General features: G+C 37.9%; 17 protein-coding genes and 1 tRNA gene. 1 reads left to right on the forward strand and 17 read right to left on the reverse strand.

The features are described from left to right. The first annotated feature begins 47 nt into the window (after positions 1-47). On the forward strand, positions 48-1,043 hold the full coding sequence (locus E4O07_RS05580) for a lipoate--protein ligase (RefSeq protein WP_253687842.1): 996 nt from the start codon (positions 48-50) through the stop codon (positions 1,041-1,043). A 108-nt stretch (positions 1,044-1,151) separates the two neighbouring features. Here the strand turns inward: E4O07_RS05580 and E4O07_RS05585 are convergent, their stop codons facing one another. The 17 genes from E4O07_RS05585 to E4O07_RS05665 all read right to left on the reverse strand — a co-directional run bounded on the left by E4O07_RS05585 (position 1,152) and on the right by E4O07_RS05665 (position 16,751). Beyond that, complete coding sequence (locus E4O07_RS05585; RefSeq protein WP_253687844.1) at positions 1,152-2,102, reverse strand: ABC transporter ATP-binding protein; 951 nt, start codon at positions 2,100-2,102, stop codon at positions 1,152-1,154. Then, positions 2,099-3,073 (reverse strand): ABC transporter ATP-binding protein, encoded by a 975-nt coding sequence (locus E4O07_RS05590; protein ID WP_253687846.1) that lies wholly within the window; start codon positions 3,071-3,073, stop codon positions 2,099-2,101. The genes E4O07_RS05585 and E4O07_RS05590 overlap by 4 nt, the downstream gene beginning before the upstream one ends. A gap of 12 nt (positions 3,074-3,085) precedes the next feature. Further along, complete coding sequence (locus tag E4O07_RS05595; protein WP_253687847.1) at positions 3,086-3,952, reverse strand: ABC transporter permease; 867 nt, start codon at positions 3,950-3,952, stop codon at positions 3,086-3,088. Positions 3,953-3,964: 12 nt separating this feature from the next. Next, positions 3,965-4,894 carry a nickel ABC transporter permease gene (gene nikB, locus E4O07_RS05600; RefSeq protein ID WP_253687848.1) on the reverse strand — a complete coding sequence of 310 codons (930 nt, stop codon included), beginning with the start codon at positions 4,892-4,894 and terminating at the stop codon, positions 3,965-3,967. A gap of 88 nt (positions 4,895-4,982) precedes the next feature. Continuing rightward, positions 4,983-6,518 carry an ABC transporter substrate-binding protein gene (locus E4O07_RS05605; RefSeq protein WP_253687850.1) on the reverse strand — a complete coding sequence of 512 codons (1,536 nt, stop codon included), beginning with the start codon at positions 6,516-6,518 and terminating at the stop codon, positions 4,983-4,985. A gap of 74 nt (positions 6,519-6,592) precedes the next feature. After that, the gene (locus E4O07_RS05610) at positions 6,593-8,287 is read right to left on the reverse strand and encodes a diphosphate--fructose-6-phosphate 1-phosphotransferase (protein ID WP_253687852.1); all 1,695 of its coding nucleotides are present in this window, start codon (positions 8,285-8,287) and stop codon (positions 6,593-6,595) included. Positions 8,288-8,298: 11 nt separating this feature from the next. Further along, complete coding sequence (gene recR, locus E4O07_RS05615; RefSeq protein ID WP_253688121.1) at positions 8,299-8,886, reverse strand: recombination mediator RecR; 588 nt, start codon at positions 8,884-8,886, stop codon at positions 8,299-8,301. Between the two features lie 18 nt (positions 8,887-8,904). Next, positions 8,905-9,210, reverse strand: coding sequence for a YbaB/EbfC family nucleoid-associated protein (locus tag E4O07_RS05620; RefSeq protein ID WP_253687853.1), 306 nt, complete (start codon positions 9,208-9,210; stop codon positions 8,905-8,907). A 77-nt stretch (positions 9,211-9,287) separates the two neighbouring features. Next, positions 9,288-9,884, reverse strand: coding sequence for a ribonuclease HII (locus E4O07_RS05625; RefSeq protein ID WP_253687855.1), 597 nt, complete (start codon positions 9,882-9,884; stop codon positions 9,288-9,290). Beyond that, positions 9,884-12,082 carry a chitobiase/beta-hexosaminidase C-terminal domain-containing protein gene (locus tag E4O07_RS05630; protein ID WP_253687857.1) on the reverse strand — a complete coding sequence of 733 codons (2,199 nt, stop codon included), beginning with the start codon at positions 12,080-12,082 and terminating at the stop codon, positions 9,884-9,886. The genes E4O07_RS05625 and E4O07_RS05630 overlap by 1 nt, the downstream gene beginning before the upstream one ends. Then, entirely contained in the window at positions 12,079-12,681 is a 603-nt protein-coding gene (locus E4O07_RS05635; protein ID WP_253687859.1) for a phosphoribosyltransferase, read from the reverse strand. The genes E4O07_RS05630 and E4O07_RS05635 overlap by 4 nt, the downstream gene beginning before the upstream one ends. Positions 12,682-12,746: 65 nt before the next feature. Continuing rightward, the gene (locus E4O07_RS05640) at positions 12,747-13,859 is read right to left on the reverse strand and encodes a glycosyltransferase family 4 protein (protein WP_253687861.1); all 1,113 of its coding nucleotides are present in this window, start codon (positions 13,857-13,859) and stop codon (positions 12,747-12,749) included. 72 nt (positions 13,860-13,931) lie between these two features. Further along, positions 13,932-14,957, reverse strand: a complete 1,026-nt coding sequence (mltG, locus tag E4O07_RS05645) for an endolytic transglycosylase MltG (protein WP_253687862.1) — start codon at positions 14,955-14,957, stop codon at positions 13,932-13,934. Positions 14,958-14,971: 14 nt separating this feature from the next. Further along, positions 14,972-15,163, reverse strand: a complete 192-nt coding sequence (locus E4O07_RS05650; RefSeq protein WP_253687863.1) for a hypothetical protein — start codon at positions 15,161-15,163, stop codon at positions 14,972-14,974. Next, positions 15,160-16,122 carry an MBL fold metallo-hydrolase gene (locus tag E4O07_RS05655; protein ID WP_253687865.1) on the reverse strand — a complete coding sequence of 321 codons (963 nt, stop codon included), beginning with the start codon at positions 16,120-16,122 and terminating at the stop codon, positions 15,160-15,162. The genes E4O07_RS05650 and E4O07_RS05655 overlap by 4 nt, the downstream gene beginning before the upstream one ends. Positions 16,123-16,150: 28 nt before the next feature. Beyond that, positions 16,151-16,597 carry a YkgJ family cysteine cluster protein gene (locus E4O07_RS05660; RefSeq protein WP_253687866.1) on the reverse strand — a complete coding sequence of 149 codons (447 nt, stop codon included), beginning with the start codon at positions 16,595-16,597 and terminating at the stop codon, positions 16,151-16,153. A gap of 72 nt (positions 16,598-16,669) precedes the next feature. Further along, positions 16,670-16,751: transfer RNA gene (locus E4O07_RS05665), tRNA-Tyr, on the reverse strand. Between the last annotated feature and the right edge of the window lie 3 nt (positions 16,752-16,754).

Consider the following 16,754-nt stretch of genomic DNA (forward strand, 5'->3'; position numbering starts at 1 on the left):
TTTAGATACTCTTGCATAAAATTTGTTTTTTAGTATAATATTTTTTCATGAAATACATAGTTAACAATTCGCATGACCCCGAATATAATATGGCCTTTGAAGAGTACTGCTTTAGAAACCTTCCTTTGGAAGATGAGGAATATGTTTTTTTATGGAGTAACAGCCCCACTATTCTTTTAGGTAAAAATCAAAACACCTATCAGGAAATAAACGAAAAATATATAAATGAAAACGGTATAAAAGTAGTCAGGCGCATTACGGGCGGAGGAGCCATATATCAAGACCTCGAAAACATAAATTTTTCTTTTGTTACAAAAACAAAGGGAAACGAAAAGATCGATTTTAAAAAATATTATATTCCGATTGTAAACGCTCTAAAAAAAATCGGAGTTGATGCAGAACTTTCAGGAAGAAATGATGTTACGATTGACGGACAAAAATGTATAGGAGCCTCCCAATCCGTATGGCAGGGACGAGTTTTAAGCGACGGCTCCATTCTTTTTAATGTTGAAATGGAAGCCCTTTCCAAGGCTCTCACAGTCAGAAAAGAAAAACTTGAATCGAAGGGTGTAAAGAGCGTCCGCTCAAGGGTTACAAACATAAAGCCCTATTTAAAACGGGATATTACCGTAGACCAATTTAAGGATGAACTTTTAAAAGCAATCTTTGAAGTTGAAAATCAAGAGCCTGTAGAATATAAGCTTTCGGAAGAAGAGCTTAAAGGCGTGATGAAGATTTATGAAGAAAGGTTTTCCCGCAAAGAATGGAACTACGGAGCCTCTCCCAAGGCCGAATATTCTTACTATGAGAGGTTTCCTATAGGCAGTATCGAAGTATTTTTTAATGTCGAAAAAATGAAAATAAATTCTTTAAAAATTCACGGGGACTTTTTCGGTACGGCCGATAAGGCAGATATTGAAGAGCTTTTAAACGGCTGCGAGTATTCCGAAGGAGTTTTAACCGAAAAATTAAAAGATTTTGATTTAACACCCTACTTCGGAAACATAGAAAAAGAAGCTTTTATAGGAATGTTTTTTAAGTAGCCCCGTTTTGAATTAAGCAAGAATCGATTTGAGTAAAAAGCAATTAAAAATTTGATTTTTCAAAAAAAGCACCGATTAAAAACCGGTGCTTTTTTATTAAAACAAGCCTTATTTTAAATGACAGGCTACAAAGTGACCGTTTCCTCTGTCTTCAAGGTCCGGCCGAACTTCGGAACAGATTGGCATCTTGTGGGCACATCTTCCGCAAAATACGCAGCCCTTAGGCGGATCAATGGGGCTTGGAACATCTCCGGGGAGAATTATTCTTTCTCTCTTTAAACCGTATTTCGGAATAGGAATTGCAGAAAGCAAGGCCTTTGTATATGGATGGATAGGGTTTGAAAATATCGATTTATAATCGGTTATTTCGACTATTTTTCCCAAATACATAACGGCGATCCTGTCGCTTATGTGTTTAACTACACTCAAATTGTGGGATATAAAAAGATAAGTAAGGCCGAATTCTTTTTGAAGCTCGGCTAAGAGGTTCAAAATTTGTGCCTGAATACTTACATCCAAGGCAGAAACAGGCTCGTCCATAACTATGAATTTAGGCTTTAGGGAGAGAGCTCGGGCAATACCGATGCGCTGCCTTCTTCCGCCGTCCAATTCATGAGGATAGGAATCTTCAAGACGCTCTTCCAATCCTACAATGTTCATGACTTCTTTTACTCTTTTTTGTACCTCGGCCTTTGTTTTATAGGCCTTGTTTACGTAAAGGTAGTCCGCAATGAGCTCAAAGGTGTTTAATCGAGGATTTAATGAAGAATAAGGATCCTGAAAAACAATCTGCATGTCCTGCCTCATCATCCTCTTATCCTTGCGGCTTTTATATTCAAGGGTATTATTCCCTTCAAATATTACTTCACCTGAGGTAGGTTCATGCAATCTTAAAATTGCCCTGCCTGCCGTAGATTTTCCGCAGCCGGACTCACCTACAAGGCCGAGAGTTTCACCCTTGTTTATGCTGAAACTTATATCGTCTACAGCATGAAGGAGGCCTTTTTTTGTGGTAAAATATTTTTTTAAGTTTTTAACTTCAAGAATCGTACCGCTCATTTTTCACCCCCTTTGTCAAATAAAAAGCATGAAACGCAGTGGGAATCATCCAAATCGATCATCTTAGGAACTTCACATTTACACCTTTCGGTTGCAAACTCGCATCTCGGATGAAATTTACAGCCTGTAGGAAGGTCTACAGGGTTAGGCGGAGCCCCCTTGATAACATGTAAGCTTTCTTCATCGGCATCCAGTGTCGGAATTGAAGCAAACAAGCCCTTTGTATAAGGATGTTTCGGATCAGTGTAAAGTTTTTCGACAGTACCGTATTCGATAACCGAACCTGCATACATAATTGCAACATGGTCGCAAATTTCGGCAACAATTCCCAAATCGTGGGTTATCATAATCATCGAGGTATTGTACTTATTTTGAAGCTCAATCATAAGTTCCAAAACCTGAGCCTGAATTGTAACATCCAAGGCTGTTGTAGGCTCATCTGCAATGATTAACATGGGATTACAGGCAAGGGCCATGGCAATTACAACCCTCTGCTTCATTCCGCCGGAAAACTGGTGCGGATAATCGTTGATTCTTTCCCTTTTTATACCTACAGTTTCAAGCATTTGAGCCGTTTTTTCTTTTAGTTCTTCTTTTTTTAAGTTTTGATGAAGGGCTAAAACTTCGGCAATCTGCTCGCCTACGGTCATAACAGGGTTTAAGGAGGTCATCGGATCTTGAAATATCATCGAAATTTTATTTCCGCGTATTTCCTGCATTTCTTTTTCGGTTTTGCTTAAAATATCTTCCCCGTCAAAAGAAATTTTGCCGCTGACTATTTTTCCCGGAGGATTCGGTACAAGCCTCATAATTCCTAAGGCTGTAGTGGTTTTTCCCGCTCCCGTTTCGCCTACAAAGCCAAGGGTTTCACCCTTTCCCAGTTTTAAGTTTAAATTGTTTACGGCTTTTGTTTCCCCTGCTTCGGTTATATAGTAAATACTTAAATCTTCAATGTTTAATAATTCTTCCATAAAAAGCCGTCCTTATCGTTTTAATTTTGGATCAAGAGCATCGCGCAAACCGTCACCCAAAACGTTGAGGGCAAAGATTGTAATAACGATGGCGAGTCCGGGGAATAAGGTTAGATGAGAGTAGCTTCTTATATAAGCTCTTCCTCCCGAAAGCATGGCTCCCCATTCGGGAGTCGGAGGCTCAAGGCCGAGACCTATAAAACTTAAACCCGCTGCATTCAATATTGCATAGGCAACACCCAAGGTTGCTTGAACAATTATGGGCGCCATACAGTTGGGAATTATGTGTTTGAAGATAATTCTAAAATCCGAAGAGCCCCCTGCCCTAGCCGCTTCGATAAATTCCATATCTACTATGGACATAACCGCCGAACGGACTATTTTTGCATAGCCGGGAATTCCTGCAATACCTACTGCAATCATCAAATTCCCAAGGCCGGGGCCTAAAGAAGCAACTATGGCTATCGCAAGAAGGATATCCGGAATAGCCTGCAAAACATCTATAAAGCGCATTAAGGTTGTATCGACTCTTCCTCCGAAGTAGCCTGTAACGGCCCCGATAAAAGAACCCACAATCAAGGCTATACCTACGGATATAAAACCTACCTTTAACGAAATTCTTGCACCGTAAATAACACGGCTTAAAATGTCGCGGCCGAACTCGTCCTGTCCGAAAGGATGGGCAGCACTAGGGCCTGCAAATTGATTATCCAGATCAGTGCCGTCAAATGTATAGGGGGCTACAAAGTCTGCAAACACAGCCATTAATACCAAAACTATAATTATAAACAAGCCCAGCATTGCAAGCTTATTTTTACTCATTCTATGAAAAACGCCTCTAAAGCCGTTTAGTTTTTTTCTGTCTTTTATTGTTTTCATCTTGCCGGTCTCCTATGTATATTGAGTTTTAATTCTCGGATCGACATAGGTATAAAGTATATCGACAATTAAATTAACAATGGCAAATGTTACTGCAACAAATAAAACGCATCCTAAAACTACAGGAGCATCACGCAATTTAATGGAGTCGATCATGAGCCGTCCTATTCCGGGAATAGAAAAGATAATTTCGGTCATAACTGCACCGCCCATGAGCTGGCCGAATTGGATACCTACTACAGTAATTACAGGTATAAGAGAATTGCCGAGGGCATGCTTGAAAACAACAATTTTTTCTTTTTGTCCCTTTGCCCTGGCTGTTCTTATATAATCTTGACGGATTGTTTCAAGCATACTTGAGCGTGTCATTCGTGTTAAAACTGCAACGGATTGAGCACCCAGAGCCAAAGCAGGCAAGACCATATGCTTAAAGCCTGAAAAGCCGGACGAGGGAAACCAGCCTAATTTTACCGAAAATAAAAGAATCATCAAAAGTCCAAGCCAAAAAACAGGCATCGATAAGCCTATTAAGGCAAAAACCATTGTGATATGATCAAAAACCGAATATTGTTTTATTGCAGATATAATCCCTAAGGGTATTCCGAGACAAATTGCAACTATGGTTGAAGAAACTGCAAGCCTTATGGTAGATCCTACACGGGAACCTATCTCCAAAACTACAGGCTGCTCGGTAATATAAGAATCTCCTAAACTTCCTCGAAAAACAATATTTTTTAAATAGCGTCCAAATTGGACCAAAAAGGGATCGTTTAAGCCCATTTTTTCTCTGAGCTTTAAAACCTCCTCAGGCGATGCATTTGTTCCTAATTTATTTCGAACAGGATCGCCAGGTGTAAAATATAAAAGCGAAAACACTATCACCGATACACCGAACATTACGGGTATCAATAAAAGAATTCGCCTTATTATGTATTTAAGCATACTACATCCTCACTGAAGCACTTGAAAGAAAAATTAATAAAAACAAGAAAGGCCGGACCCTTGTAAAACAGGATCCGGCTTATTTTAGTTATTTACCGGCAGGTTTGATATTTCCCAAGAAGTGATGTCCTAATGGAGATAAACGTAAACCTGTAATATTGCTTCTTATTCCGGCAGCCTGCTCTCCGTTGTATTGGAATACTGCAGGTGTTAAATACATAATTCTTTCTTGAATCTGTTCGTAAACCTTAGCTCTTTCGGGACCGTCTAAAACTCGGCGGCCTTTAATGATAAGCTCGTCAAGTTCAGGATCGCTTAAGAAAACATAGTTTCCGCCCGGGCCTCTTGAAATTGAATGGAAACAAGGATAAACAACCATATCGGGATCCGGTGTATCAGAAGACCAGCCGATTTCGAATAACTGCTGCTCGCCTTTTTCCAACATTTCAATGTATTTTGACCATTCAAGAACTTCGATAGAAAGATCGATACCTACATCCTTAAACTGTTCTTTCATGATAACGGCCATATCGATTCGTTCTTTTCTTTCATTTGTTGAAAGACGAATTTTTAATCCGTTTTCATATCCGGCTTCTTTTAAAAGCTTTTTAGCCTTTTCTACATCCCTAGGAATCGGCTTTAATTTGTTTGCAATCGAATAGCGGATAGCCGGAGCATAGGGGCCTGATGCAGTGCGGCCTAAGCCCTTCCAAACAGCCTTTACTATTTGATCGGTATCAATGGCACATGCAACAGCCTGTCTAACTCTGACATCATCAAGAGGCGGCTTACCGCAGTTCATTCCCATGTACTGAGTTAGATAGTCAAAGCTTCTGATAAGTTTAATTTCATTATTGCCCTTGAATCGGTCCAAATCGTTGGGAGAAACATCATATACGATATCGGCTCCGCCTGATTCAAGCTCGATAATTCGGTTAGTGGGTTCCGGGATAATTCGGAATTCGAGGTACTTGTAATAGGGCTTTTTACCTTGATATTCTTCATATCTTTCAAATTTTATTTTGTCCGATTTTGTATGACTTACAAATTTATAAGGGCCGGTTCCTATGGGCTTTCGTGCATATTGATCGCCTGCTGCTTCAACAGCTTTTTTATTTACTATGTGAGCAGATGAGTGGCACAAGGCTGTTAAAATACCTGCATAGGGAGCCTTCATTCTAAATTTTACAGTATAGTCATCAACAGCTTTAAGGGTATCCGGATCAATATCGGAAAAGATATGAGCTACAGCAGGTGAAGCAAAAGCTCTTAAATAGCTGAATACGACATCAGAGGCTTTAAGCTCTTCTCCATTATGGAATTTTACACCCTTCCTCAAATAGAAGGTATATTCCATTCCGTCGGCAGAAATATCGTACTTTTCGGCCAGGGCAGGAACAACCTCATTATCGGGAGTAATGGCTATAAGGCCTTCATACATCTGCATCATTGCATTTGCAGAATATGAATCGTTTTGTGCACTCGGATCCATTGTTATGGCATCACTGGACATAGCGACAATTAGAGTCTGAGATCTAATATCGGCAGCCTCTCCTCCTCCGCAAGAAATGATGAAAGATGATAACACCATCATCAAAATAAGAATACCAAAAAATTTCTTCATTAATACACCTCCTATGTGCATATAAAGTAATTCTACCACCGCAGTTTTTGTTTGTCAAGTTAAGCAGTTTTGTTTTATATATTTTTTTTACCTTTTTTTCTCTTTTCTTTTAAATTTCCTTTTTCAAGTAAGAGGGTTTTAGTAGGTATATCGCAAACCTCGAGATCTCCGAAATATTGAATAGCTCCCGGAAATCTATAAACCGTTTCAATAGCCCACTTATCCCTATTTTTTTCATAGGTTTTAAAAGGTTTACCCTTTAGGTCGACTACGGATTTTTTTATAACAGGTACTATCTTCCCCTTTCTCCTTTCCAAATTCATCATCATTGAAAGAGGAATGCCGCATGGAAGCCAATGCTCTACATCATCGGTCAAATTTCTAACCGAAGATATATAGCCTGAAAAACCGTTTAAGGCCAATAAGAAGGCTGTAAAGCCCAAGGTATAACAATAATCCGAATCGAAGTTTGAAGGAAAGGCCGAGCGTCCTTCATATCCAAAAAAGTGAGCATAGGTACTGAATTTTCCGTTATAAGTCCCTTCTTTTTTCATTTCGGCTAATTTGCGTCCTACCAAGTCTATCAAAAGCTTTTCCGTTTCAATACGGGAAACTTGAACGTTTCCGTGAGGATCGCGGTCCATTAAAAGCTGTAAAGAAATGTTTTCAGGGAGGCTGTCAAAAAGTGTAAAGGATTTTTTGGACAGGTGTTTTTGCAGCCAAGATTTTTTTCCTGCAAAGGTCTTTATCTTTGAAAAGGCTGAAGTTTTTCCGGCCATAAGATCGTTTATCTCTTCAATCAATTCATCCATTTCAGGGATAAATTCTATAATTCCTTCCGGAACTAAAACAACCCCGAAGTTTTCTCCCTTTTTGGATCTTTTTACAATTATATCTACAATGTAATCCGTAACCTGCTTTAAGGTAACTTTTTTTTCTGCCAACTCCTCACCGATTAAACAAACATTAGGCTGGGTTTTTAGGGCACATTCAAGGGCTATATGACTTGCAGAGCGGCCCATGAGCTTTATAAAATGCCAATACTTTCGTGCGGAATTTACGTCTCGGCAGATGTTTCCAATAAGTTCCGAATAAAGTTTTGTTGCAGTGTCAAACCCGAAGGAGGTTTCGATATATTGGTTTTTTAAGTCTCCGTCTATTGTTTTTGGAACACCTATAACCTTTGTATTTAATTTTGCCTGAATAAAGTATTTTGCCAAAAAAGCTGCGTTTGTATTTGAATCGTCTCCTCCGATTATTATAAGGGCATCCAGCTTTAATTTTTTTACGTTTTGGATTGAGCTTTCAACCTGCTCTTCAGTTTCAATCTTCGTTCTTCCTGAGCCGATTATATCAAAGCCGCCTGTATTTCGATACTTATCTATTAAGGCTTTTTTGATTTCAACATATCTCCCCTTTACCAAACCTTCGGGGCCGCTTAAAAATCCGTAAAGCTTGGAATTTGGATTTCCTTTTTTTAAGGCATCAAACAATCCCGAAATTACGTTGTGTCCTCCCGGAGCCTGTCCTCCTGAAAGAATTACCCCGAATTTTAAAGGCTTGTGTTCTACTTCGGATTCTCCTTTTACAAATCTGATAATGGGCATTCCGTAAGTATTGGGAAAGATTTCTTTTAATTCCGCCTGGTCAGATTGTGCATGTGTAGCCTCTCCTTTTTCAGGCTTAATCAAACTCAAAGGTTCCGCAAATACTTTTGGGATTTTCGGTTCGTAATGGTAGCGCAATCTCTGCATTGTGGATTCATTCATTTTTTACTCCTTTAAAATTTAATTCGGCCGTTTAAACTTCTTGCAAGTGTTAAGCGGTCGGCATATTCCAAATCTCCTCCGACAGGTAAGCCTGAGGCAAGCCTTGTTATATTAACAGGCAGGTCCTGTAATATTTTTTGAATATATAGGGCTGTAGTATCGCCCTCGATTGTAGGGTTTGTTGCAAGAATAACCTCGGTTATTTTGCCTTCATGAATACGTCTTATAAGCTCGCTTATATGTAATTGGTCGGGGCCTACACCTTCAAGGGGGGCTATGAGACCTCCCAAAACATGAAACAAACCTCTGTATTCGGGAATTGAAGAAATTGTATTTACATCTTGAGGAAAGCCTACTACACAGATAAGACTTCTATCCCTTGTTTCGTCTGCACAAATAGAGCAAAGCTCATCTTCGGTATAAGAACCGCATACCTTACAAGGGTGAATCTTTTCGTGTAAGCTTGAAACGGCTTCTGCCAAGCGAAGGGCATCTGCGGGACCTTGTTTTAAAAGATGATAAGCGATACGGGCCGCACTCTTATGTCCGATACCGGGAAGCCTGGAAAATGAATCTATAACGGCATCAATAGCATTCATCAAACTTAATCCCCATTTTTAAAAAGGTAAACCGCCGGCAAGATTTGCAAGGGGGCCCAGTTTGTTTTGTAATAGTTCTTTTAATTTTGCTACGGCATCATTATGAGCAGCCCTAATTAAATCCTGAAGCATAGGGACATCACGATTATCTACAGCGATAGGATCGAGGAATATGGATTCAACTTCAAAACTGCCCCTTAAACGGATTTTTACAAGACCTCCGCCCGATACACCTTCTACAACTTCTTGATCTAAATCGGCTTTAAGATTAGCAATTTTCTCCTGGATTTCTTTTGCATTTTTCATAATATCAAAAGGATTCAATTTACACTCCTCATACACTTTTTTTATTGTAATAACTACGAACAGATTAACATTTTTTTATAAATAATACAAGAGCGTTATATTTTTTTAAGAGAAAAGGACTTCCTTTGAATAGGACTTGGACCGTTACTTCTAATTGCTTCCATGTGTGTTTTAGTACCATAGCCCTTGTGTTTTTCATATCCATATTCGGGATAAAGCCAAGAGTACCGCATCATCATTCTGTCCCTTGCGGTCTTTGCTAAGATGGAAGCAGCCATAACCTCATAAACGGAATCATCAGCTTTTACCAGAGCCTTTATCGAAGAACAATTTTTAATATTCGGGATTGCGTTACCGTCAACAATAATATCCGGTTCTGCAAATTTAGTATTATTTAATTTACATACTTCTTGAAGTCTTAAATAAAGACCTTGATAAGCCCTTTCCATAGCCAAAAAAGTTGCCTGTAAAATATTTTTTTCATCTATTTCGTAATTGGATGCCCAGCCGATAGCCCAAATAACATTGGAGTCGGCATACAGGATTTTACGCACTTCATCTCTTTTTTTTTCTGTCAATTTTTTTGAGTCTTTTAAAATCGAAATATCAAAACAGCTTGGAAGGATAACGGCTGCTGCCGTAACAGGTCCTGCAAGAGGACCTCTTCCTGCCTCATCTATACCGCATAACATTAAGGTTCTCTTTCAATTGATTTTGAAAAACCTCTGACAATGGGCTTATCTTTAATATCCATTTTTGAATTTTTATTATACCAAACAGCAGTATCCTTATTTTGTGCCGCTTCAGGTAAACGGATAAGATTAAGCCTTCCTAAAGCTATTTCGGAATTCCAAGCTTCCAAAAATCTCGCAGTAAAGTTCGGACTAAGTGAGGCTTTTAGATTATCAAGCTCAATAATCGAATTACCGGCGGAAATTGCTGCAACCGAAAATCCTGTTCCTGTAAAATCTATATTTTGAAAAACGGCCGAAGAATTATTTATGCTAAATATGAGGCAGTGCTTTGTCTGTTCCGAAATTACCTTAGTATCGGATATATCCAAATGAGAATAAAAAGAACTTAAAACAGGCCCGCCTTCAAAGGCTTGAAGACTTACATTATTGAGTTTTATACTTGCCTTATCGGCATAAATTATCGGGACCTCACGCGGCTCCTCAGTTCTTTCCCTTCTAAAAATATTGCAGTTTTCAATTTCAAAATTAGCACCTATTACAACAAAACCCGAATTTTTAGAAAAATGAATTGAAGGTTTTTGACCTGCAGAGGTAATTTTTATATTTCTTGTAATAAGAACGGCTTCATTTAAAATACAATCCCCTCTTACATATATCTTCCATTTTTCGCCGCTTACCTTATTTTTTTGTGATAGAGATGCCTTATTTATATAATCCACTGCCTCATAAATAGTAGAAAAAGGCTTTGAAGGATTTCCGTCGGAATTTTTAATCTTATAATTATAATCTACATATACGGCATTTTTATCTATTATGAACTCTTTTTTGATATTTGCACTCTTATTGCCGGCTTCATCCTTATTGTAAATGTTTACTGAGTAAACGGTTTTTTCACCTACAGAGCCGGTTAAAACAATCTCGTCTTTTGAGGGAGAGGTAAAAATAGGAGGTTCTATTTCAACTACCGTCTCATCCGAAACCGATTTAATTTTTATTTTTACATCCGAATTTGTAGGCGATACAGGCGGGGTAAAGGACACTTCAGGACGTTCAGGCGGCAGCTTGTCTATAGTAAAAGAGGTCTGAAACTCGCCATGAAAGAGCTCTCCATAGAAAGCTCTTATTTTAACATCAAAAAAGCGTTCTTCTTTTATTCCTAAATCAAAAACATGGGAACCGTCTTTTTTAAATCGAGGAGAATGTTTATCCGGATAAATATAAGTATGGCCGTCACCTGTTTCAAAAAAATAAGTATAACGCTCATCATCAAATTGAAGTTCAATATTTCTATTTACAGCTGTTTTGGGAACTGAGGATAAAACAGGTTTTTTAGGTAAAAAGATCTTATTTACATTTTCGTCCTTTGCTTTTACCCAGTATAATATAGAATCTTGGGTTCTATCAATAAAAACAGGTCCGTCATAGATATTCAAAAGCTGAGAAGCCTCAGGGATTGCTTCTTCCGTTTTTTTTATCAAGTAATAAACCGGCGGCATATCAGAGTTAAATTCCAAAAAATACCAATTTAAAATATTGTACTCAAAACCTTTATCAAAATAGTCTTCATTAAAGGACGGCTTAGGTATTTTAGGAGAGGGAAGTCCTGAGGGGGATACTTCATAGTTTATTATCTTCTCCGTAATATCACCCGATTCGGTTACGGCCTTTATTCTAAGCTCTATTTTTCCTTCTTTTTCAAGGTTTATAGGTCCTGTATATAAAAGGCCGAAGTCCAAGGGATCACTTCCGTCAACGGAATATATAATTTGTGTCTTAGGAGGAGACTCAATTATAAGTTTTTGGATCTCATTCCAATTACCTTCCTTAGGACTTAAAATATTTAAAAGTTTTTTTTCTTCCAGCGGCCCAATAATCAAATGAGAAGGCCTGCTCATTTTGCCTGACGAGTTTTGTACCCAAACACAAAGCTCTGTTCCAAAATTAAAAAAAGGCCTTTCTCCTTTTTTTAGTTTACCGCTTGCATATAGATTAGTGAGGGGATTAAAAGCCCGATAAAAAACATCATTTCCCTTACTTTCGGGATATTTTATGTCAAGATTGACCCCGTCTTTTTTATAGTATTGTTTTATTTCAAGCTCATCCAATTCATAGCAATTTAAATCTAAAGCAAACAAGCTAAAAGCTGCTATAATGAAGCCTATTTTAAAAATGCTATAAATCTTAACTTTTTTCAATTTATTATTCCTTTAAAAACATCTCTTAAAGCCGGATTTTTTGAATAATAATTTTCTTCAAGTTCTGCACCTGAAAGCCCTACCAATTCATGGCTCATATAGTGAATCCATAAGTTATCTTTTTCGGTATAAATATCATGCTTTCTGCACCAATAATCCGGATGATGCTCATATTGTTCTTTTTTATCATGAAAATATTTATAGTCATGGACGGCAATTTTTATATTCTCTCTTTTTAATCCTTGTTTAATTAACTCATCTACAAGATAATTTATTGTAGCACCGGAATCGAAAATATCGTCTACCAATAAAACTGAAGCATTGGCAGGGAGTTTGCTTGGATGAAGAGTCCAACCGTCTAATATAACTTCCGAGTTATTATGAACTCCGGAATAAGAGTGTGCGACAACTGTTGAATACAAAATCTTTTTTTCATTTTTATAGGCTATTTTAAAAAATTCGCTTATCACATTTGCCAGATAAGCACCGCCTCTCATGGAAGCATAAATAACATCGGGAACATATCCCTCATCATACATCTTTCTTGCAAGAATAAGTCCGTTATCTCTTACCGTATTGTAATTTAAAAATTCTTTCATAAAATCCTCGCGATAGATAGAAGATTATATCATTTTACGGTATATTTTTCAATATATTTTTTATTTTATTTTTTTAACAGAGAATCTATGTATTCGATAGTTTGATGTGCTGTAGTCTCCCAATTATATTGTTTTACCCACTCAAAACCCTTGTCTATCATTTCTTTTCGTTTTACGGCATTTTTATCGCAATCTATTAAAGAAGAAATAGCTTCTGCAATCTCCTCCGGTTTTTTTGAATTAAAAAACAGGGCTGAATCTCCGGCAATTTCGGGAAGGGCTCCGGCCCTTGCACAAGCAACCGGAACACCGCATGCCATGGCCTCAATAACGGGTAAGCCGACTCCTTCTATCATCGAAGGAAAGACACAAAGGTCTGCCGATGAATAAAGAGGAGGAAGACTTTCATGAGGAAAATAACCTGTGAGTAAAATATCCGAAGAAAAACCTGATTGTATTACAGCATTATGAACAGCCTCGGAATTATCCCCGTCAGAGCCCGCAATAACAAGGCGATGAGGAGAACCTGTTTGTTTTTTAAATAATGCAAAGGCCTTTATCAATTCTACATGGCATTTTTCGGCATGAGTCATACGGGAGGCATAAATTATATAAGGTCGTTGAATTGCAAAGGGCTGTATTAAAACCCTGTCTTCATCATTTGTAATAGGTTTAAAAAGAGACCCGTCAATGCCGTTATATATTACTTTTATATCGGAAGACTTAACTCCGAATTGAGCCAAATCGTTTTGAATATATTTTGTAGGACTTATAAGGCCTGAGGCATTTTTAAGTGTGCGTTTTAAGCCCATTTTTGCAATAGGTCCAAGATCCGCAGATAAAAGACCTTGAATAACCAAAATAGACGGCACCGTAAAACTAGGAGGTAATAGATCTACCCCTGCAGGATAAATGACGGCATCGTATCTTTGCTTTTTTATAAAAGAGTTTAAATTTTTAAAATGCCAAATTTTTTCCGAAAATTTTGTATCGGAAATATCTATACCGGTAAAAGAAACATAATCTATATCGGATGTATATGTATACTTATCAAGTTCGGGACCGAAAAGCTCGAATTCGTAATCATTTTTAGGCAGATTCTTTACAAGAGACAGTATATAAGAGCCTATGCCTGAGCGGCCGTGATCACATCCGAATGCATCAACTCCAATTTTCAAAACAAATTCCTCCGAACAGGAATCATTATATCATAAATGATAATTTTATTCTATAAGTACCTAAATTTAACCTTATTGTCCTGCCGCTTTTTTTAATAAAAGACCTTCTCCGGCCTTATTGTGTTCACTTATAGTTTTTGTAAACACATGTTTTCCGGTATCCGGATCTATAAGTCTAAAATAAAAATAATCCGTATTTGCAGGATTGCAAGCGGCATTTAAGGCCGTAAATCCCGGATTTGAAATGGGACCGGGAGGAAGACCTTCATGAATGTATGTGTTATAAGGACTTGGAATTTCCAAATCTTCATAAAAAAGACGCTTTGGATGTTTTTTATTTTTGATTTCGGTAATTATGTATTCAACGGTTGCGCATGACTGAAGCCCCATGTTTATTTTAAGCCTATTGGTAAAAACGCTTGAAATTATAGGAGCTTCTTCGGGAAGTTGGTATTCCCTCTCGATAATGCTGGCCAAAATTACCTTTTTATAAATTTCGTTAAACTCTTTAGGAAAATTCGGAATAGATGAAGCTTTTTCAAAAAAAGTTTTTATGATCATTTTTATCATCATCTCAGGGCTGTCTTCTTCTCCAAAAAAATAGGTATCGGGATATAAAAAACCTTCGGCTGTTTTTGCCTTAATTCCGTTTTTTTCTAAAAATTCGGAGTTTTCCGTTATTGCAATAAAGTCTTCGGCCTTTATAAGACCTGCATTATCAAAAACTTGAGCGGTCTTTTTTAAGGTTAAGCCCTCAGGGATTGTAAGTTTTTTAAGGGCCTGAGAACCTTGTGTCAGCTTATGCAGGATATCCTGAGTCGTCATTTCGGGCTTTATTTGATAGGTTCCGGCTTTTAAATTAAGCTTTTTAAACCTAAGATAAGCATAGGCATAAAGCTCTGAGCGTATAAGATTTTTACTCTTTAAATCGCTTATAACTTTTTTTGCAGCAGTACCCCGGCTTATCTTAAACGTGACAAGTGGCTCTGAAAATTCTAGGGGAGGCCTATTGAGAGACAAAACGAAAAATATAGAACCGGCAATCACAAGACCGATTATACAGAATAATATTGTTATAATATTTGATTTATTTTTCATAAAGAAATCCTTTTTTATAAGCTGGTTTGTTCAAAAAAAGCCTCTGCTTCTCCTATGGTCATCTTTCCATACACATAGGATTCTGCAAAATCTGATAAGGGCTCCAAAACTCTCGGTAGCGAATCGGCATTTTTTCTGAGGTATAAGGCCAGCTGCTTTAATTCGTTATCGGAAAATAAATATGATACGGATTCGGTTTCAATCATATTAAAAAAGACCTGCCTTCTTGAGCAATAAAAATTTCAATATCGGGAGCACGGGAACAGTCCCTATACCAGTCGGCTGTTTGTTTGAGCGAAAAAACTTTTTTATCCTGATATGTAGGCTCATGATGAAAAAGAGCAATGCTTTTTATATTCCAGCCGGCTGCAAAATCTATGGCAACGGAAAAGGTAGAGTGCCCCCACCCTTCTTTTTGGATTGAATCGGTAAGAGTGTACTGAGCATCAATTATAAGCATCTCGGCATCCGTATAAAATTCGGCGTTTTGTTCGTTTCTTTCAAAATCTCGCGGACGAAGTTCCGTATCTGTGGAATAAATTATTTTTTTCCCGTTTTCAATTACGGAATAGGCTGTACATCCTCCCGGATGGCGTACGCGATGCCAGCCTATCTTTGTATCGCCTATTTCAACATATTTTTGATCAGGCTCAATATATTTAAATTCAAAAGAAGCACCGAAGCCGTCTTCTCCTAACATGGAGATAGGAAAATACGGATACTTCATTTGATCTTCTAAAAATTCTTTTGCTTTTTTTCGGGTACTGTAAACAATTATCTTATTTCGGGGGTCATAGGCAGGATTAAAAAAAGGAAGACCTTGTATATGATCCCAATGAAAATGTGAAAAAAATAAATGATAGGTTGTATTTTTTCCGTAGTCAGGCCTTTTCATTAAATCGATTCCTAACTCCCTGATTCCTGTTCCGGCATCAAAAATAAGGTGCTCACCGTCATCGGTTTCAACCTCAACACAGGAGGTATTGGAGCCTATAGTACCAAAGAGCCATTTAGGAAGAGAGGCTAAAAATCGTTCCCTTGAATCCTGACTTTCCAAGTCTTTTAGAGTTATTCTTTGGACTACAGCAGCAATCTTACTTTGAACTTGTGCCGGCGTAAGCGGAGCCGGAAGCGACCCCCTAACACCCCAAAATTTTACCAGCATAAATACTCCAAAAATTCTTTTTTAAATTTTAATCTACTCTACGCTTAATACAGGGCTCAGCTTTTCGCCTTGTAAGAATCTTTTCAATCTTTTCGGCAGAATAAAATTCACCCTTTCCCATGCCGGGGCAATATTGGGCATTTAGATCCCACATATCCTTTGAACTTAAAATCGAATTCCAAAAAGGAAAATCCGAGCATTGACGGGGTCTGGCAGTATAAGCCTTACAACCATCGTTCCAAAGTATACAGTCATAATTGGGTTTTTCTTTTAAAGAGAGGTACTCAAAACCATCATCCTTAGAAACCCATCGGCAATATACTTTTATAAATTCATCTTTCGGCATACCTGCCCAATCCAATAATCTCGAAAGATCAAGTTCGGACAAAAATACAAATCCCGGATCAAATCGGCAGCAGGCCGAACATCTTGTGCATGAAAAATTTAAACCGCTTTTCCAGAATTGATTATCCATGACACTAGTATAAAACAAAAAAGGGATTGTTTCAAGCTCTTTTTATCAAAAGACTTAAAACAATCCCAAAAATGGGGAGTCAAGGATTCGGACCTTGGAAGGCATAGCCAACAGATTTACAGTCTGCCCCCTTTGACCGCTCGGGAAACTCCCCATA

Origin of the sequence: Treponema sp. OMZ 798, assembly GCF_024181385.1 — a bacterium.
Lineage (GTDB): Bacteria > Spirochaetota > Spirochaetia > Treponematales > Treponemataceae > Treponema_B.